This window comes from Streptomyces sp. NPDC001787, assembly GCF_040297465.1.
GTDB lineage: Bacteria > Actinomycetota > Actinomycetes > Streptomycetales > Streptomycetaceae > Streptomyces.
Map to the genome: position 1 here is coordinate 87,962 of NZ_JBEOZE010000025.1, position 18,355 is coordinate 106,316.

The window sequence follows — 18,355 nt, forward strand, 5'->3', positions numbered from 1 at the left end:
CACGCCGGCCCCTCCACCGCGGACAGCGGCACCCCGACGAGGCCCGGACCCGAACCCTCAGGTCCGGGCCTCGTCGTAGGCCTCGCGTGCCGCCCGCACCGCGTCCACCCGGCGCTCGGTCCAGCGCGCCAGCTCCCACACCTGCTGGGCGGCCTCCCTGCCCAGCTCGGTGAGCGAGTAGTCCACCCGCGGCGGGATCACCGGTTTGGCGTCCCGGTGGACGAAGCCGTCGCGCTCCAGCGTCTGAAGGGTCTGGGCCAGCATCTTCTCGCTGACGCCGCCGACCGTACGGCGCAGCTCGCTGAAGCGGTACGAGCGCTCCAGCAGCGCGGCCAGCACGAGGACACCCCAGCGGCTGGTGACGTGTTCCAGCACCAGGCGGGAGGGGCACATCGCCTGGTTGACGTCCGGGTCCCGCCTCATTTCACTTACTCCCATGCCAGTACCTTACTTCAAAGTGGGTACTTTCTCTTGGTTAGTGCACATCGTAGGGTGAGTTCCAGACGGCCCGGAAGCGGACCGAACCCCCCGAACAGGAGAAACCCCCATGAGCATCGTCGTCACCGGAGCCACCGGAGAGCTCGGCCGCCTCGTCGTCGAGCAGCTGCTGACCTCGGTCCCCGCGGACCGCATCGCGGCGGTCGTCCGCGACAAGGAGAAGGCCGCCTCCCTCGCCGCCCGCGGCGTCGAGCTGCGCATCGCGGACTACGACCGCCCCGAGACCCTCGCCGGGGCCTTCCGCGCGGGCGACCGGGTGCTGCTGATCTCCGGCAGCGAGGTGGGCAGGCGGGTGCCGCAGCACACCGCCGTCATCGACGCGGCCCGCACGGCCGGCGTCGCCCGGCTCGCGTACACCGGAGTCCTGGGCGGCCCCGACGCCGACTTCGACCTGGCCGCCGAACACAAGGTCACCGAGCGGCTGATCCTCGACTCGGGGCTGCCGTACACCTTCCTGCGCAACGGCTGGTACACCGAGAACTACACGGCCAACCTCGCCCCGGTCCTGGAGCACGGCGCGGTCGTCTCCAACGCGGGCGACGGGCGCGTCGCCTCCGCCACCCGGGCCGACTACGCCGCCGCGGCGGCGGCCGTGCTCACCGGCGAGGGCCACCTGAACACCGCGTACGAGCTGAGCGGCGACACCGCGTGGTCGTTCGCCGAGTACGCCGCGCTGCTCTCCCGGGCGACCGGCAGGGAGATCGCGTACAACAACGTCCCCGCCGCCGTCCACCAGGAGATCCTGGTCGGCGCGGGACTGCCCGAGGCCTTCGCGGCAATCCTCGTCGACGTCGACGAGGCGATCGGGCGCGGCCGGCTCGCCCCGACCGGCGGCGACCTGGCCCGGCTGATCGGCCGCCCGACGACACCGCTCGCCGAGACGGTGACCGCGGCCCTCGCCGCCGCCTGAACACACCCCCGTACCGCGGCCCGGCCCGAACGCTCCCCTGTCATGAGCGTCTCCCTGAGACGGCTATGACACCGGGGCCTTCCGGCGCTACCTTCGTGCAGTCGGCCGATCCGTCGACACACGTACGCCGGGAGGGCCCGTGCAGGGGAAGAACGAACAGCGGGCAGGTCTGCTGTACGGAATCGGCGCATACGGGATGTGGGGCGTCGTCCCCCTCTTCTGGCCGCTTCTGAAGCCGTCCGGGGCGATCGAGATCCTCGCCCACCGGATGGTCTGGTCACTGGGCGTCGTCGGCGTCGCCCTGCTCGTCGTGGGCCGCTGGGCCTGGCTGGGCGAACTGATCCGCAACCCCCGCAAGCTCGGCCTGATCGCCCTGGCGGCGGGGGTCATCACGGTCAACTGGGGCCTGTACATCTGGGCCGTCAACAACGGCCAGGTCGTCGAGGCCTCGCTCGGCTACTTCATCAATCCGCTGGTCACCATAGCCATGGGCGTCCTGCTGCTCGGCGAGCGGCTGCGCCCCGTCCAGTGGGTCGCGGTCGCGACCGGCTTCCTCGCCGTGCTGGTGCTGGCGATCGGGTATGGACGCCCGCCCTGGATCTCGCTGGCGCTGGCCTTCTCCTTCGCGGCGTACGGCCTGGTGAAGAAGAAGGTCAACATGGGCGGGCTGGAGTCCCTGGCCGCCGAGACCGCCGTACTGTTCCTGCCCGCGCTCGGGTTCCTGCTCTGGCTCGGGGCGAGCGGCGGGGCGACGTTCACCGCCGGGGGCGCGGACCACGGGGTGCTGCTCGCCGCGACGGGCGTCGTCACGGCGGTGCCGCTGGTCTGCTTCGGCGCGGCGGCGATCCGGGTGCCGCTGTCCACGCTGGGGCTCCTGCAGTATCTGGCCCCGGTCTTCCAGTTCGCGCTCGGCATCGTGTACTTCCACGAGGAGATGCCGCCCGAGCGGTGGGCCGGGTTCGCGCTGGTCTGGCTGGCGCTGTCCCTGCTGACCTGGGACGCGTTGCGCACGGCGCGGCGGAACCGGGCGGAGGCGGTGCGGCTGGCACGTACGGTCGCGGCACAGACCGGAACGCGAGCCGGGGCCCCGGCAGGCGCTCAGGCCGGTACACACCCCGGGACGCACTCCGGGACAGAGCCAGCGGCGGCGGTGCCGGAGGCGAGGACGCCCGGCAGCGAGATCGCCGCCGCCCGCGCCTCGTACGACGCGCGGGCGACCGAGAAGGACGGCTGACCTCCCTCCCCACTGCCCACCCGCCGACAGAACCCGCCGACGGAAACCCACCCACCCATAAATACCGTTACTCGGTTGCTTTTTTAACTCGGTTGCGATTTCCTTGGTCTCCGGAAACGCGGACCGAGGAGCAGGCATGACCGACGTACTGATCGTGGGCGCGGGCCCGACCGGGCTGACCCTGGCGTGCGATCTCGCCCGGCGCGGCACCGCCGTACGGATCGTCGACAAGTCCCCCGCGTACCCGCGCAGTTCACGGGCGAAGGGCCCCAACCCCCGCTCCCTCGAAGTCCTGGCGGACCTGGGCGTCGTCGATGAGGTGCTGGCCGCCGGTTCGGCGCCCCTGCCGATGCGCAAGTACCGGGGCGGGCTGCCGGTCGCGGACACCGACCCCTACGCGGAGTGCGCCCCGACGCCGGACGCGCCCTACGACCGGGGCTGGCTGATCCCCCAGTGGCGGCTGGAGGAGATCCTGCGCGACCGCCTGGACACGTACGGCGTCCGGGTCGAACCGGGCACCGAGGCCGTGGCGCTCGGCGACACGGACGGCGGCGGGGACGGACGCGTGGGCGTGACGTTCGCCGCCGGGCCGCCCGTCCGGGCGCGGTACGTCGTCGGGTGCGACGGCGCCCACAGCTCCGTACGCAAACTGCTCGGCATCGCCTTCGAGGGGGAGAGCGACGCCGGACTGGCGATGGTCTGCGGGGATGTCGCCCTCACGGACGGTGTGCTGGCCCGCGACCGCTGGCACCAGTGGTTCGACGAGGACGGCGCGGTCATGCTCTGCCCCATCCCCGGCACGCCCTCGGGCTGGTGGTTCCAGGCCGGGCCCGAACGCGACCGTGAGGGCCGGCCGCTGGCCCCCTCCCAGGAAGGGTTCAGACGGCTGCTCACCCGGCACACCGGCATTCCGGGCAGCCACCTCACCGACGCCACCCTCCTGTCGATGTACCGCGTCAACGTCCGCATGGCCGACCGCTACCGGGCGGGCCGGGTCCTCCTCGCCGGGGACGCGGCCCATGTGCACCCGATCGCGGGCGGACTCGGGATGAACACCGGCATCCAGGACGCCTTCAACCTGGGCTGGAAGCTCGGGCAGGTGCTGGCGGGCCGGGCCGCGCCGGAGCTGCTGGACACCTACGAGGAGGAGCGGCTGCCGGTCGCCGCGTGGACCCTGGACATCACGTCGGAGAGCCTGCGGGCCACCCTGACGGCGATCAGGGAGCCCGGCGGCGGCCTGGACTCCGCGATCACCCCGGAGACGGCCGGACTCGGCGTGGGCTACCGGTGGAGCTCACTGGCCGCCGCCGCGGACGCGGACACCGCCCCGGACGCCGGCGCCGGGGGCGGCGGTCCGTGCTCCGGGGACCGGGCGCCCGACGCGCCCTGCCTCGACGCCGCGACCGGCGCGCCGACCAGCCTGTTCCGCACCTTCGCCGGACCGCACCTCACGGTGCTCGGCTTCGGTCCCGGGAGCGCGCGGGCCCTGCGGGAGACGGCCGCGGCGTACGGGGACGCCGGCACGGTACGGACCTGCCGGGTGTACGGGGCGGACGAGGTGCCCGGGGACGGCGCCGCCGGGGTGATCGACGACCGCGGGCACGCACGGGCCGCGTACGGTACGGGCGGCGCGGACACGGTCGTGGTGATCCGGCCCGACAACCACGTGGGGATCGTCGCCCCGGCGGATGCCGTACGTCCCGTACGCGAGTACCTGGGCCGGCTGCACCGGCCGGACGGTGCCGTCGGCATGGTGGACGCGGTGGGGCAAGGCTGATTGAGTGCCCGGATGGGGACTGTTCTCAAGGGCATGGGCGATGTTCGCTGGCACGATCTCCGGCATGCGTACGGTTCCGCCTCCCAGGTCCCCGGCACACTGTCGCGGATCGCCTGGGGGGACGCCCCGAACGCCGAGGACGCCCTGAACGACCTCGGGCACTGGATCGGTTCGATGGCGGTCTTCGACTCGACCGTCGCCGCGGTGCCGTTCCTGTGGGAGCTGGCCGGGACCGAGACGGTCAAGGACCGGGCCGGGGTGCTGGAGCTGCTCGGCGCGATCCTCGCCGCCGGGCACGCCCACCACCCGGAGTGGGCGCGCGGTGCGCACGACGCGGTCGTGGCGGGCCGGGCGACGGCCGAGCGGCTGGCCGCCGCGGCGAGGACCGAGGCGAAGGCCGCGGCCGAGCTGCTGGCGGCGATCGACGGGCACGCCTGCGCGGCCTGTCCCCCGAGCGGCACCGGCGAGGGCCGACCGGCCTGATTACCGGAACCCTCCGGTTCGCACAAGGGGCCATCCGTGTCCCTTCTAGGCTGGGCCCATGCCCATGCCACCCGCCCCTGCCCTGGTCGCCACGGACCTGGACGGCACGCTGCTGCGTCCCGACGACACCGTGAGCCCGCGCTCCCGTGCCGCCCTGGCGCTGGCCGCCTCGGCCGGGAACTCCGCGCGGCGGCCGACGAGGTGACGCTGTCGAACGAGGACGACGGCGTCGCGGTGGTGCTGGAACGGCTGTTCGGCTGAGCGCCGGAGGGCCTTGCGCTCCACGCGGCCCGGCCGAGGGGGCGGGTCGGAGGGGCGGGGCGGGGCGGTCTCAGTCCGCCGGGGCGGGGAGGCCGATGTCCTGCTCGGTCCACAGCGTCTTGCCCCGCGGGCCGTGCCTGGTCCCCCAGTGCGAGGCGAGCTGGGAGACGATGAACAGTCCCCGGCCCCCCTCGTCGGCCGACCGGGCGTGGCGCAGGTGCGGTGACACCGCGCTGCTGTCGTGGACCTCGCAGGTCAGCGTGGGGCCCAGCAGCAGGCGCAGCCGCAGCGGCGGGGTGCCGTAGCGGACGGCGTTGGTGACCAGTTCGCTGACGATCAGTTCGGTCGCGTCGATCGTCTCCTCGTCCAGGTTCCAGCCCTGGAGCCGGTCGCGTACGAGCACCCGCGCGGTGGAGGGCGTCGTGCGGTCGTGCGGCAGGTCCCAGGTCGCGACGCGGTGCGCCGGAACGGTGCCGGTGCGCACGAGGAGCAGGGCGGCACCGTCGGCGTGGGTGTCGGCCGGGAGTCCGTAGACGACGGCGTCGCTCAGGTCGTGAAGGCTTCGTTCCGGGGAGGCGAGCGCGCGGCGGATACGCGCGACGGCCTGTTCGTCGGGGAGCAGGGCCTCGGTGCAGAAGGCCAGGAGGCTGCCCTCCTCCAGGGTGAGAACGGCCGTCGCGAACGGCGCGCTGTCGGGGGAGAAGAGCCGGGGCCCCTCGGGCACGTCGACGGGCGGCGCGCTCCCGTCCGGCGCGATGACCACCGGCGCCGGGTTTCCGGCTCTCGCGAGGGTGCAGGTGCGGGTGAACGGGTCGTAGATCGCGTACACGCACGCCGCCGACAGCGGTTCGCCGTACAGGGCGTCGGCCCGGGGCAGGCCGGTCCGTTCGGCGGCGAGGCGTTCGGCGGTGTCGTTCAGCCGGGCCAGCATCTCGTCCGGCTCCAGGTCGAGACCGGCCAGCGCCTGGATGACCGTACGCAGCTGGCCCATGGCGATGGCCGTCTCCAGGCCCTGCCCCGCCACGCTGCCGACGACGAGGCCCGTGCGGGCTCCGGACAGCGCGATGGTGTCGAACCAGCAGCCGCTGTTGCGTCCGGGCAGCAGGACGTGGGCCGTCTCCACGGCGGCCTGGCCGCCCTCCTGCTGCGGGAGGAGCCGGCGCTGGACGGTCGAGGCGATCACATGGCTGCGCTCGTAGCGGCGGGCGTTGTCGATGCTCAGCGCGGTACGGGCGGCCGCCGTCCGCGCGACGAGCGTGTCGTCCTCGTCGAACGGCTCGCTGTCCCCGCACCGGTAGAGGCTGACCAGACCGAGGACCGCGCCGCGCAGCGTCAGGGGAACCACGATCAGCGAGTGGGCGCCGGCCGACTCGATCAGACGGGCGCTGTCGGGGTCCGCGGCCAGCCACACGGTGTCCGGACCGAGCTGGACGAGCCGCGGCCGGAGGTCCGACACCGCCAGCGCGTACGGCGTACGGAAGGGCAGCCGGCGGGTCCCGCCCTCCGGGTCGGCCCGGCGCAGCGGCACCTCGGGGCCGAGCGGGCCCACCGGCGGGTCCGCGCCGCGCAGGACGTCGTCGACCACCTCGACCACGGCCAGATCGGCGAACCCCGGCACCACGGCGTCCACGAGCGAACGGCAGGTCTCCGCGACATCCAGCGACCCGCCCACCCGCTCGCGCACAGCGGCCAGACAGCTCTCCCGCGCTCGCGCCCGTTCCCGTTCGGTGACATCGACGACCGCCGCCAGTACGCCCCGGGGCGCTTCGTCGGGGCCGTCGAGCCGGTACACGGACACACTGAAGCTGCGGTCCGGTCCGGGCAGCCGGCGCAGCCTGCCGCGGATCAGCCGGTCGCGTACGGGCCCCTCGCCCTCCAGCACGCTCCGCAGCACCTCGGCCGCCTGGTGCGGTTTGTCGAGGCGGTACACCTCGGTGAAGTGATCGCCGATCATCTCCCGGACGTGGGCGGCGTCGACGAGGGAGTTGGCCCGGACCACCCTCAGTTCGGGATCGAGCACGATCAGGCCGACCGCGGACTGGGCGAACAGCGTGTCCAGGAGGGCCGCGTCCAGACCGGCCGGGCCGCCGTCCCTGCCGTCCCCGGTGCCTCTGCCGCCTCTTCCGCCCCCGGCGCCTCCGCCGTCCTGGCCGCCCCCGGCGCCTCGGCCGTGCCGGTCGTCCGGCTCCGTCCCGGCAGCAACCGTTCCCTCGGTGTCCGACACGGTTTCACCCCGCCCTCAGGCTCTCCGGCACGCCGGGGAACCGCCGCGCGCCAGACCAGCATCACCCGGCGCACGCGCCCCGGCGACCGGATGGCGGCAGCCGGGTGGCGCCGGGCCGTGCCTCCGGCCCCGTCACGGCCGCCCCTCAGACGGGCGGCAGCATGGCGCGCCGGCCCGGGACGGCGGGCGACTGGACGGTCATGCCGCCGTCGACCACCAGGAGTTGGCCGGTCAGGTAGCGGGACTCGTCGGAGGCGAGGAAGACCATCGTGTGGCCGATGTCCTCGGGGGTGCCGAGGTAGGGCAGGGCGTTGTAGCCCTTGAGCGCCTCGATGACATCGGCGGGCAGGTTGTCCCGCAGGGCGGGGGTCATGACCGCTCCGGGGGCCACCGCGTTGCAGCGCACACCGTGCGGGCCGTACTGGACGGCGATCGACTTGGTGAGGTTGACGACGGCGGCCTTCACCGCGCCGTACGAGATCTGGAGGACGTCGCCGACCAGCCCGGCCACCGAGGCGGTGTTGATGATGGAGCCTCCCCCGGCCTCGATCATGTGCGGGACCGCGTGCCGGGAGCCGAGCAGGGTGCTGCGTACGTTGAGGGCGACGGCCCGCTCGAACTCGTCCATGTCCAGCCGCAGCAGGTCCAGGTCCTTGCGGGGATCGCTGCCGCCCACGTGGTTGCAGAGCACGTCCAGGCCGCCGAACTCCGCGACCGTCGCAGCCACCGCGTCGGCCATCGAGGCGTCGTCGGTGACATCGACGGTCACCGGGAGGGCCCGGCCGCCGGCGGCCTCGATCAGCCGGGCGGTCTCCTCCGCCGCGGCCGTGTCGTAGTCGGCGGCCACGATACGGGCGCCCTCCCGGCTCATCAGCCCGGCGGCGGCCCGGCCGATGCCGCTGCCGGCCCCGGTGATGAGTGCGGTCCTGTCCTTGAGACGGTCCATGGTCCTCTTCCTCGCTCGCTCGTCCAAAGTTGTCATCATTGATGACAACCGTAAGTCATCTATGATGACTTTCCCAACGAGCAACGGAGACCCCAGCCGTGACCGAGCCGCAGCGGGCCCCCAGGCCGCGCCGATCCGCAGCCCTGACCAGGCAGGAGATCCACGACGCCGCCCGGGAACTGTTCACGCGCGAGGGCTTCGGCTCGGTCGGCATCCGGGCGGTCGCGGCGCGGGCCGGCGTCGACGCGGCTCTGGTGATCCGCCACTTCGGCTCCAAGGAGCAGCTCTTCGTCGAGGCGATGGCCGTCGACCTGCCCGCGACCCGGATCATGGAGGGTCCACTGGAAGGGATGGGCCGGGCTCTGGTGGAGCATGTGGTGGGACTCTCGTCGTCCACCGCGGGGGCACTGGCCGTGGCCTCGCTCGCCGCGCTCTTCCGGGCCTCCGACCGGGCCGAGGTCCAGCGGACCCTGCGGGCGACGATCGAACGCTCCTTCGCCGCCCCGCTCGTGCACCGGCTCGACGGGGCGGACGCCGAACTGCGCGCCCACCTGGTGGCGGCCCAGATCGGCGGCCTGCTCACCTCCCTGCACGTGGTGGAGGACGCCGTGCTGACGGGAGCCGGCCCAGCGGCCCTGACCGCGCACTACGGCGACGCCGTCCAGCGGCTGATCGACGGCTGACCGGCGGCTGACCGGCGGCCGGCCGGTGGCCGGTCAACGGCAGGCCGGCACCACGACCGGCCCCACGACCGATCGGCCGGAACGCGCGACCGCTCACGCGGCGGCCCTCAGCGGCCCTCCGCCCCCAGCGCGCGCAGCACATGCGCCACCAGCGCGGCGACCGTCGCCTCGTCGTGGACCGGCCTGCGCAGCACATGGCGGTAGTAGACGGGGCCGTAGAGCATCTCCACCGCCAGCGGGAGGTCCGCGCCCGCCGGGATCTGCCCCTGCTCCTGAGCGCTCCGCAGCCGCGCCACCGCGGCCTCGAACCGGGGGTCGACCAGCTGCTCCCGCACCGCCTGCGCCAGCACGTCGTCGTGGTGGACCTCGGAGAGGATGCCCGCGTACGCGGGTCCGAACGGCGGTGTCGAGAGCAGCTTCACCGCGGCCGTCACATGGCCCCGCAGGTCGGCGCCGATGTCACCGGTGTCGACGAACGGGGTGGCGTCGACCAACGCCTCGGTGAACGCCTCCAGCAGCACCGCGCTCTTCGACGGCCACCAGCGGTAGATGGTCTTCTTGCTCACACCCGCGCGGGCCGCGATGGCCTCCACCGTGACCCGGCCGTACCCCTTCTCCGTACACAGGTCGAGCGCGGCCCGAAGGGTCGCGCGTCGTGATCTCTCGCTGCGGCGCAGGGAACTCGGCGATGTGATCATTCGGTGAGCATAGGGGTCTTCAAGCCATCTCTTGTTGACAGGTCGTCGCCAGAAGTCGAACAATACCGAGGCGGAAACGGAACGTACCGTGTCGTGTCGTTCCCGTTGTCCGCACCGTTCGTGCCGTTCGCGCCGCGACGAGCCGATCGGGGGACGGCTCGCCCGGCCGACGGTGCGGGCGGGCCCGTACCGTCCGGATCAAGCCAAGACCGCCTCGGGCACCCTGCGGCACTCCGCCCCTCCCGCCCGGCCGCCCGGCGCTTCCCGGGCCGTTCAGGCAGTGATGTCCTTGGCGGTGAAGCGGGCCCAGGCCGCCGAGCCGAACACCGCCGCGTACACCCCCTGAAGGCCCAGGTTCCTGACGATCTCGTCCCCGTGGACGGGGTCGCGCAGCAGGTCCGCGAAGGACAGCCAGTAGTGCGGGAAGAGATACGGGTGGACGGCGCTCAGCTGCGGGATCGAGCCCAGGATCTGCACCGTGATCAGCAGGCCGACCGTGGCCGCCATCGCCGCTATCCCGCTGCCGGTCAGCGTCGAGATGAACAGGCCCAGCGCCGCGAAGCCGGTCAGTGACGCGGCGACCACCACCGCGATCAGTCCGGCCCGCACCAGCCCCTCGCCGAAGCCGATCCGGGTCCCGGAGATCGTGGTGACCTCGCCGAGGGGGAAGAGCAGCGCGCCCACGGCCAGCGCCGACGCCGCCACGACCAGCGTCGCGACCAGGCAGAAGACGAGCACACTGGCGTACTTGGCGAGCAGCAGCCGGGTGCGGCCGGCCGGGGCGACGAGCAGATAGCGCAGGGTGCCGCCGTTCGCCTCGCCCGCGATCGAGTCACCCGCGACGACGCCGACGGCCATCGGCAGGAAGACCGGGAGCGTCGCGGCGAGGGCGGCGAAGACCAGGAAGAGGCCGTTGTTGGTGACCTGGGTGAGGAAGGCCGGGCCCGCCGGTCCCCCGGCCCCGCCCGAGGCGCCGTCGCCACCGCCGCCCGTCTCGATCCTGACCGCGATCCCGATCAGTACGGGTACGGCGGCGAGCACGCCGAGCAGGGCGAGGGTCCGCCAACGGCGCAGGGTGGTGGTGACTTCGGAGCGCAGGATCCCGAACGTCCACAGGAGGTTGCGGGCCCCCCGCACGCCGGTGGCATCAGTCGGTACGCCGGTGGCATCGGCCCGTACGCCGGTGGCATCGGCCCGTACGCCTGTCGGTTCAGCCCGCGACATCGAATCCCTCTCCGGTCAGTGCGACGAAGGCGTCCTCCAGCGAGGCCCGTTCGACGCCGAAGGCCCGTACCCGCACCCCGGCGCCCACCAGTGCCGCGTTGAGGTCGGCGAGTTCCGTACCGCCGGGCGGGGCGTCACCGGTCAGCCGGTCGCCGTCCGTCCGCAGTCCGGTGATCCCGTGCTCCTCAAGGACCCGGGCGGCGTCGCCCGGGTCCGGAGTGGTGACCGTGAGCCGGCCCCGGGTGCCCGCGGCGAGCTCGGCGACGGGTCCCTGGACGATCAGCCGGCCGCGGGCCATCACCGCGGCGTGCGTACAGACCTGCTCGATCTCGTCCAGGAGGTGGGAGGAGAGGAAGACCGTGGTGCCTTCCGCCGCCAGCTCCCGGACGAGGGAACGGATCTCCCGCATGCCCTGCGGGTCCAGGCCGTTGGTGGGTTCGTCCAGGACGAGCAGGCGGCGCGGCCCGAGCAGGGCGGCGGCGAGCCCGAGGCGCTGTTTCATGCCGAGGGAGTACGCCCTGGCCTTCTTGCCCGAGGCTGCCGCGAGTCCGACCCGGTCCAGGGCGTGCGCGACGCGGGCGCGACGGGTGCGGGGGTCGGCGGTCGGGTCGGCGGAGTCGTAGCGCAGCAGGTTGTCCCGGCCGGTCAGGAAGCCGTACGGCGCCGGGCCCTCGATCAGCGCGCCGACCTGCGGGAGCACGGTGCGGGCGCCGCCCGGCATGGGGCTGCCGAGCACCCGGGCGGTGCCGGACGTCGGGTCGATGAGGCCCATGAGCATCCGGATCGTGGTGGTCTTCCCGGAGCCGTTGGGGCCGAGGAAGCCGAAGACGCTGCCGCCGGGGACGGTGAGGTCCAGGCCGTCGACGGCGAGCCGGCCGCCTCGGTAGCGCTTGGTGAGACCGCGGGTCTCGATCACGGCCTCCGCGGTCCCGCACCCGGCCACACCCCCGCCGGCCACTCCCCCGGTCCCGCCACCGGCCGGACCCGCCGTCCCGCCACGGGCCGCCGCCGCGTTCATCGCCGTACCGCCACCGGCCGTACGTGCCGTCCCGGTCATGCACACCTCTCGCACCTCGGCCCGGCCCGGACCAGCCCGGCCCGGCTCAGCGGGCCGCCCCGCCGCGCGGTGCGCACGGCGGGGCGGCTTCGTTCACCGTGGGTACTGAAGCACCCGGGCGCCTACTCGGCGCCGTTGGCCGCCTGTACCAGCGCGTCCTTCGTGACGGCTCCGACGTAGACGGTGCCGTCGTCCGTCAGCAGGGCGTTCACCAGGCGGGTCTTGAAGACCGTGCCCGAGCCGAACTTCCCGGTGACCTTGTCGCCCAGGGCGTCCAGGAAACCCTGGGCCTCGGCCGGCATGCCCTTCGCGTCCGCCGGGCCGCCGGTGGGCAGACCCGAACCGCCGGGGGTCTTGATCCGGGCGACCGAGGTCCAGCCCTCCCCGATCACGTTCACCCCTTCGACGTCCTCCAGGGCCTTCATTCCCTCCGGCCCGGCGAACCGCTCCGGCGCGCTTCCGGCCCCGCCCCGTTTCTCCGCCCCGGCCTTGAGGTCGTCCGCCTCGGTCACCTTCGCGCCCTTGGGCGGGGTGAAGGAGAACAAGGAGGCATCGGGCCTGCCGAAGTCGACCTTGGTGAAGCCCGCGTCGACCACGGCCTTGCCGCCGCCGCTCGCGGACAGGGTGAACTTCAGGGGCACACCGTTGGCCGCGTCCACCGCGACCCGGATCGAGCCGACCGTCGAACCGGACTGCTTCGGCTTGATCAGCAGCTGGTACGCGTCACGCCCCGCCACCCGCGAGGTGCCGTCGACGGTGACCGAGGTGGTGTCCCCGGCCGCCGCGAGAGCCTGCTCGGCGAGCGCCTTCGGTGTGGCCGGGACACCCTCGGGTGCCCGGTCCCGCTGCTCCCGCTGCTTCTGCTGCCCGGCGTCCGCCGCGGCGTGGTAGACCTCGCCGGACTTGCTGTCGTACGCCCAGACCTCGCCCTTGTTGTGGATGAGGCTGTACTCGGCGGCTTCCCCGAGGATCGAGAGCCGCTGCTTGTCGGGACCGTCCGCCGCCACCCGCAGCGTGTGCGTACCGGAGGTCAGCTCCATGAGCTTGTCCTCCGGGGCCGCGCCGGAGCCGCCGTCCGTACCGCCGCCGCCCGGGGCGAAGGAGCCGGCGAGACCGCCGAGGGACGGGATGCCGAGGTCGGTGCTGATCTTCAGCGTGCCGGAGAGCCGCTGCTCGTCCGAGGACGCGATCTTCTCGATGAGTTCCTGGGCGCTGATCTTCGGCAGCTCGGGATCACCGGAGTCCGCGAGGGCCGGGACGAGTCCGATCGTCGCGGCCGCCACCCCCGCCACTGCGACGGGGACGATGTATCGCGCCGCCTTCCGGCGGCCCACGACAGTGCCCGTGGCCTTGCCGGTGGTCTCTGCGCTGTCGTTCGGTGCCATGTGTGCCCTACCTCCGTGGTCGGCGGCGTCCGTCCGTTGCTCACGTCCACTCCCTGCCGCCATTCTCACCCGATGTGGTCAGGAGTGGTTGTTCTCCATCTGACCAAACCGGGCCCCCCGAAGCGTCAGCCCCCGGGATCAACTGCGCCTACTGCTGCGGTATGACAACCGAGGGGCGGGGGCCGGCCGTCCATTAGGGGTACGCGCGGCGTGCGGGGCCGGCGGAAGCAGTGCCGCGACGGCGGGATCCCCCGAACGGTGCGTCAGCCGGCGCGGTGCACCACGGCGTCGCACAGCTCCGCCAGCGCGGACTTGGCGTAGCCCTCGGGCAGCGGCGCCAGCGTGGCCCGCGCCTCCTGCGCGTAGCGGACGGTGTCCTGGCGGGCCTGCTCCAGCGCCGGGTGGGCACGCAGCCTGCGCAGCGCCTCGGCCAGCCGGTCGTCGTCACTCAGATCGCCGTCCAGCAGCTCCACGAGCTCCAGGTCGTCGGGCTTGCCGTCGGCCGCCGCCTGCGCCCGCAGCCGCAGGACCGGGAGTGTGGGAATGCCCTCACGCAGATCGGTGCCGGGGGTCTTGCCGGACTCGTGGGAGTCGGAGGCGATGTCGAGGACGTCGTCGGCGAGCTGGAAGGCGATGCCCAGGCGCTCCCCGTACTGGGTGAGGATGTCGACGACCCGCTCGTCGGCGCCGGACATCAGGGCCCCGAACCGCCCGGACACGGCGATCAGCGAGCCGGTCTTGCCGCTCAGGACGTCCAGGTAGTGGTCGACCGGGTCGCGGCCGTCGCGCGGCCCCGCCGTCTCCAGGATCTGGCCGGTGACCAGACGTTCGAACGCCTCCGCCTGGATGCGTACGGCCTCCGGGCCGAGGTCGGCCAGGATGTGCGAGGCACGGGCGAAGAGGAAGTCACCGGTCAGGACGGCGACGGAGTTGCCCCAGCGGACATTGGCGCTGTCGACCCCCCGGCGTACGTCCGCCTCGTCCATCACGTCGTCGTGGTAGAGCGTGGCCAGATGGGTCAGTTCCACGACCACGGCCGAGGGAATGATCCCGGGCGCGTCCGGGTCACCGAACTGGGACGCCAGCATGACCAGCAGTGGCCGAAAACGTTTGCCGCCTGCACGGACGAGGTGCTGCGCGGCCTCCGTGATGAAGGGGACGTCGCTCTTGGTCGCTTCGAGCAGCCCCGCCTCGACAGCGGCCATACCCGTCTGGACATGGGTCTCAAGAGCCTGGTCCCGCACGCGCAGTCCGAACGGCCCGACGACGGTCACGAGGGGGTCTCCTGTCTACTGACGATCACATGGATTGTCGATGTGTCGCTGTCATCACTCAACTCAGCGTATCCGGTCCTCTTTGGATCACCGTGGGCGCCTTCCCGCCACCGCCGGTATGTTCGGGATCAGCTCATACGATCAGGAGTTGCCGTTTTGTCGCACACTGCCAACGACACCGAGTCGACACAGCCCCCGCCCGGGGACGACCACGCCTTCTTCGGCCAGCCACGGGGGCTGATGACCCTCTCCGGCCTGGAGGTCTGGGAACGCTTCTCGTTCCTGGGCATGCAGGCGATCCTGGTCCTCTTCTTCGCCGACACGGTGTCGAACGGCGGCATGGGGATGGACGCCGGCACCGCCGCCTCCGTCTCCGCCGCGTACGGCACCCTGGTCTATCTGGTCTCCGTGGCCGGTGGCTGGCTCGCCGACCGCATTCTGGGCTCGTACCGCGCCGTCCTGTACGGCGGCGTCCTCATCGCCTGCGGCCATTATTCGATGGCCGTGCCCACCGACACCATGACCTGGGTCGGCCTGGGCCTGATCAGCGCCGGAACGGGTCTGCTCAAGCCCAATGTCGCCTCCATGGTCGGCAAGCTCTACCGCACCGACGACGAGCGGCGCGACGCCGGGTTCGCCCTCTATTACATGGGCATCAACATCGGCGCCTTCGCCGGTCCGCTGATCACCGGCTGGCTCGGTGACCACGCGAGCTGGCACTGGGGCTTCTCGGCCGCCGCCGTCGGTATGACGCTCGGCCTCATCCAGTACGTGGCGGGCCGGCGTCACCTGGCCGGGCGTAAGCACGGCGCGGAGTTCCCGCTCGCCCCCGCGCCGATGCGCCGCGCCGTGCGGCTGATCGTCGTCGGGGCCGTCGTCGTCGCCGCCCTCGCCACCGCGCTGGCGCTGGCCGGCTGGCTCACGATGGACCGGTTCGTCGATGTGCTCACCGGGATCTCGGTGATCGCCCCGGTCGTCTACTTCGTGGTCATGTTCAGGAGCCCCCGGGTGACCGCGGAGGAACGCGGCAGGCTGCGCCCGTACGTGGTGCTGTTCCTGGGTTCCGTCGTCTTCAACTTCATCCTCTTCCAGGCGTACTCGACGATGATGCTGCTCGCGTCGACCAACGCCCGTACCGAGATCTTCGGCTTCCACTTCCCGGCCAGCTGGTACGCCTCCGCGCTCGGCGCCTTCGAGGTCGCGCTGGCACCCGTCGTCGCCGCCGTCTGGGCCCGGATGGGTCCCCGCCAGCCGCACGCCTCCAACAAGATCGCGTTCGGCGTGATCCTCGGCGGGCTCTCGTTCCTGCTGATGGTCCTGCCCACGTCCGGGCACGCCGACGACACGTACAAGATGGCCGCCTGGTGGATCGTCGGCTCGTACCTGCTGCTGGGGCTCGGCGACATCCTGCTGGAGACCTCCGGCATGTCCGCCACGACGAAGCTCGCCCCGGCGGCCTTCTCCAGCCAGACGATGGCGCTGTGGTTCCTGTCGCTGGCCCTCGCCAACGGCATCCAGGCGCAGATCGTGAAGCTGTACGGCGAGGTCTCCAACCCCGCCTACTTCGGTGTCAACGGTGCGATCGCGGTGGTGGCCGGTGTGGCGATGATCGCCGCCGCCCCCTGGCTCAAGCGCACCATGCACCCCGTCCACTGAGGTACCGCCATGCACATCAGCACCGAGTTCCCGTACGAGACGACCCGCGAGGACGTCCACATCCCGCTGCCGGACGGAACGCGGCTGTACGCCCGGATCTGGCGGCCGCTGACCGACGAGCCCGTCCCCGCCCTCCTGGAGTACCTGCCCTACCGGCTGAGCGACTGGACGGCGCCCCGCGACTGGCAGCGCCACCCCTGGTACGCGGGCCACGGCTACGCCTCCGTACGGGTCGACGTCCGGGGCCACGGCAACAGCGAGGGCCTGCCGGGCGACGAGTACGACGCGACCGAGCTGGACGACGGGGTCGCCGTCATCCACTGGCTGGCCCAGCAGGAGTGGTGCTCCGGCCGCGTCGGCATGTTCGGCATCTCCTGGGGCGGCTTCAACTCGCTCCAGATCGCCGCGCTCGCCCCCGAGCCGCTGAAGGCGATCGTCACCGTCTGCTCGGCCGACGACCGCTACGACAACGACGTCCACTACATGGGCGGCTCCGTCCTCGCCGTCGACATGCACGCCTGGGCGGCCACCATGCTCGCCTTCGTCTCCCGGCCGCCGGACCCGGCCCAGGTCGGCGACGGCTGGAAGGCCATGTGGCTCAAGCGGCTGGAGGCGGTCGACCCCTTCATCCACACCTGGCTGGCCCACCAGACCCGCGACGACTACTGGAAGCACGGCAGCGTCTGCGAGGACTACGGCGCCATCAAGGCGAACGTCCTCGCGGTGGGCGGCTGGCACGACCCGTACCGCGACACCGTCCTCCGGCTCGTCGAGCACCTCGACCCGGGGCAGGTCCGCGGGCTGATCGGGCCGTGGTCGCACCAGTACCCGGACCGCGGGCTGCCGCCGGGACCGGCGATCGGCTTCCTCCAGGAGACGCTGCGCTGGTGGGACCAGCACCTCAAGGGCAAGGACACCGGGGTGATGGCGGAGCCACTGCTGCGGTCCTGGATCAGCGGCTCGCACCCGCCCGCCACGGTGTACGAGACGCTGCCCGGCCGCTGGGTCGGTGACGCGAGCTGGCCCTCGGAGAACGTGGCGCCGGTCGCGTACGCCCTCCAGGGCGGCGCCCGGATCGTGCGCTCGCCGCAGCAGACCGGGGTGGACGCGGGCCGCTTCTTCCCGTTCGGCAATGACGCCGACCTGCCGCCCGACCAGCGCGACGAGGACGCCAAGTCGGTCTCGTTCGAATTCCCCGTCGAGGACGCCCCCATCGAGATCCTGGGCCGCCCCCGGGTGAAGCTCCGGATCCGGATGGACGTGCCGCACGGCCAGGCCATCGCCCGGCTGTGCGATGTGGCCCCGGACGGCTCCTCCACGCTGGTCACCCGCGGCGTCCTCAACCTGTCGGCCCGCCACGGGCGCGACCGCTGCGAGGACTGGCCCGTCGGCGCGACCGAGGACGTGACCTTCGAGCTGAACGGCATCGGGCACACCTTCCCGCCCGGACACCGGATCAGGCTCGCGGTCTCCTCCTCGTACTGGCCCTGGATCTGGCCCCGGGCCGGCTCGGCGGGCTTCACGCTCGACGCGGACGGCAGCTTCGTCGAGCTCCCGGTGCGCCGCCGCACGGAGGACCCGGCGATCGTCTTCGGGGCACCGGAGCAGTCCGAACCGCTGGGCGTCGTCTACCCGGTGACCCTCGACGAGCAGCGCCCCGAGCGTCTGGTGGTCCGCGACGTCGCCAAGGGCGAGTGGCGGATGGAGGTCGACCCGCGGTACGGCGGCACCCGGGTCTACCCGGACGGGCTCGAATTCACCGAGGACGCGGTCGAGACGTACACGATCCAGGAGGACGACCCGCTCTCCGCCCGGACCCGCTCCGACTGGACGATCCGGCTCCACCGGCCCGAGATGGCCTGGGACGTGCGGATCGAGACCCGCTCCGAGATCAGCGCGGACGCGGACGACTTCATCACCTCCGACGAGGTGGTCTGCAAGGACGGTGACGAGGTCGTTTTCCACCGCACCTGGGAGAAGCGCATTCCGCGCACGGCGGGGTAAGCCGCCCGGAGGTACGCGTGGGGCACCCGGATTTCCGGGTG

15 protein-coding genes and 1 pseudogene are annotated in these 18,355 nt (G+C 72.6%); 8 read left to right on the forward strand and 8 right to left on the reverse strand.

The genetic code is table 11. From position 1 onward, the window contains the following. Positions 1 to 57 precede the first annotated feature (57 nt). Entirely contained in the window at positions 58 to 438 is a 381-nt protein-coding gene (locus ABT170_RS29225; RefSeq protein WP_329940762.1) for a winged helix-turn-helix transcriptional regulator, read from the reverse strand. A 109-nt stretch (positions 439 to 547) separates the two neighbouring features. Between ABT170_RS29225 and ABT170_RS29230 the strand changes: the two genes are divergently transcribed. The 5 genes and pseudogenes from ABT170_RS29230 to ABT170_RS29250 form a co-directional block, all read left to right on the forward strand. Further along, the gene (locus ABT170_RS29230) at positions 548 to 1,408 is read left to right on the forward strand and encodes an SDR family oxidoreductase (protein ID WP_329940761.1); all 861 of its coding nucleotides are present in this window, start codon (positions 548 to 550) and stop codon (positions 1,406 to 1,408) included. A gap of 139 nt (positions 1,409 to 1,547) precedes the next feature. After that, entirely contained in the window at positions 1,548 to 2,642 is a 1,095-nt protein-coding gene (gene rarD / locus ABT170_RS29235; protein WP_351872299.1) for an EamA family transporter RarD, read from the forward strand. Between the two features lie 136 nt (positions 2,643 to 2,778). Then, complete coding sequence (locus ABT170_RS29240; protein ID WP_351872302.1) at positions 2,779 to 4,419, forward strand: FAD-dependent monooxygenase; 1,641 nt, start codon at positions 2,779 to 2,781, stop codon at positions 4,417 to 4,419. Between the two features lie 12 nt (positions 4,420 to 4,431). Continuing rightward, entirely contained in the window at positions 4,432 to 4,902 is a 471-nt protein-coding gene (locus ABT170_RS29245) for a hypothetical protein (RefSeq protein WP_329940758.1), read from the forward strand. Positions 4,903 to 4,960: 58 nt separating this feature from the next. After that, positions 4,961 to 5,080 (forward strand): annotated as a pseudogene (locus ABT170_RS29250) (HAD hydrolase family protein); the annotation flags it as partial. 153 nt (positions 5,081 to 5,233) lie between these two features. On the opposite strand, the gene ABT170_RS29255 reads toward ABT170_RS29250, so the two are convergent. Together ABT170_RS29255 and ABT170_RS29260 are read right to left on the reverse strand one after the other, a co-directional pair. Next, the gene (locus ABT170_RS29255) at positions 5,234 to 7,237 is read right to left on the reverse strand and encodes a SpoIIE family protein phosphatase (RefSeq protein ID WP_329940769.1); all 2,004 of its coding nucleotides are present in this window, start codon (positions 7,235 to 7,237) and stop codon (positions 5,234 to 5,236) included. A gap of 295 nt (positions 7,238 to 7,532) precedes the next feature. After that, entirely contained in the window at positions 7,533 to 8,333 is an 801-nt protein-coding gene (locus ABT170_RS29260) for an SDR family NAD(P)-dependent oxidoreductase (protein ID WP_351872305.1), read from the reverse strand. A 98-nt stretch (positions 8,334 to 8,431) separates the two neighbouring features. Here ABT170_RS29260 and ABT170_RS29265 point away from each other — a divergent pair, with 98 nt between their 5' ends. Beyond that, complete coding sequence (locus tag ABT170_RS29265) at positions 8,432 to 9,016, forward strand: TetR/AcrR family transcriptional regulator (RefSeq protein WP_329940756.1); 585 nt, start codon at positions 8,432 to 8,434, stop codon at positions 9,014 to 9,016. Between the two features lie 107 nt (positions 9,017 to 9,123). Here ABT170_RS29265 and ABT170_RS29270 read toward each other — a convergent pair whose 3' ends face one another. The 5 genes from ABT170_RS29270 to ABT170_RS29290 form a co-directional block, all read right to left on the reverse strand. Continuing rightward, positions 9,124 to 9,714 carry a TetR/AcrR family transcriptional regulator gene (locus tag ABT170_RS29270; protein WP_351872308.1) on the reverse strand — a complete coding sequence of 197 codons (591 nt, stop codon included), beginning with the start codon at positions 9,712 to 9,714 and terminating at the stop codon, positions 9,124 to 9,126. Positions 9,715 to 9,987: 273 nt separating this feature from the next. Then, positions 9,988 to 10,938 (reverse strand): ABC transporter permease, encoded by a 951-nt coding sequence (locus ABT170_RS29275; RefSeq protein WP_351872311.1) that lies wholly within the window; start codon positions 10,936 to 10,938, stop codon positions 9,988 to 9,990. Further along, the gene (locus tag ABT170_RS29280; protein WP_502970582.1) at positions 10,925 to 11,956 is read right to left on the reverse strand and encodes an ABC transporter ATP-binding protein; all 1,032 of its coding nucleotides are present in this window, start codon (positions 11,954 to 11,956) and stop codon (positions 10,925 to 10,927) included. Before ABT170_RS29280 ends, ABT170_RS29275 begins: the two co-directional genes overlap by 14 nt. A gap of 161 nt (positions 11,957 to 12,117) precedes the next feature. After that, complete coding sequence (locus ABT170_RS29285; protein WP_351872317.1) at positions 12,118 to 13,380, reverse strand: LolA family protein; 1,263 nt, start codon at positions 13,378 to 13,380, stop codon at positions 12,118 to 12,120. 263 nt (positions 13,381 to 13,643) lie between these two features. Further along, positions 13,644 to 14,654, reverse strand: a complete 1,011-nt coding sequence (locus tag ABT170_RS29290; protein ID WP_351872320.1) for a polyprenyl synthetase family protein — start codon at positions 14,652 to 14,654, stop codon at positions 13,644 to 13,646. Between the two features lie 156 nt (positions 14,655 to 14,810). On the opposite strand from ABT170_RS29290, the gene ABT170_RS29295 reads away from it, so the two are divergent. Together ABT170_RS29295 and ABT170_RS29300 are read left to right on the forward strand one after the other, a co-directional pair. Beyond that, a complete protein-coding gene (locus ABT170_RS29295; RefSeq protein ID WP_329940750.1) occupies positions 14,811 to 16,310 on the forward strand; it encodes a peptide MFS transporter in 1,500 nt (499 codons plus the stop codon). Positions 16,311 to 16,319: 9 nt separating this feature from the next. Next, complete coding sequence (locus ABT170_RS29300; RefSeq protein ID WP_329940749.1) at positions 16,320 to 18,314, forward strand: CocE/NonD family hydrolase; 1,995 nt, start codon at positions 16,320 to 16,322, stop codon at positions 18,312 to 18,314. Positions 18,315 to 18,355: the final 41 nt, after the last annotated feature.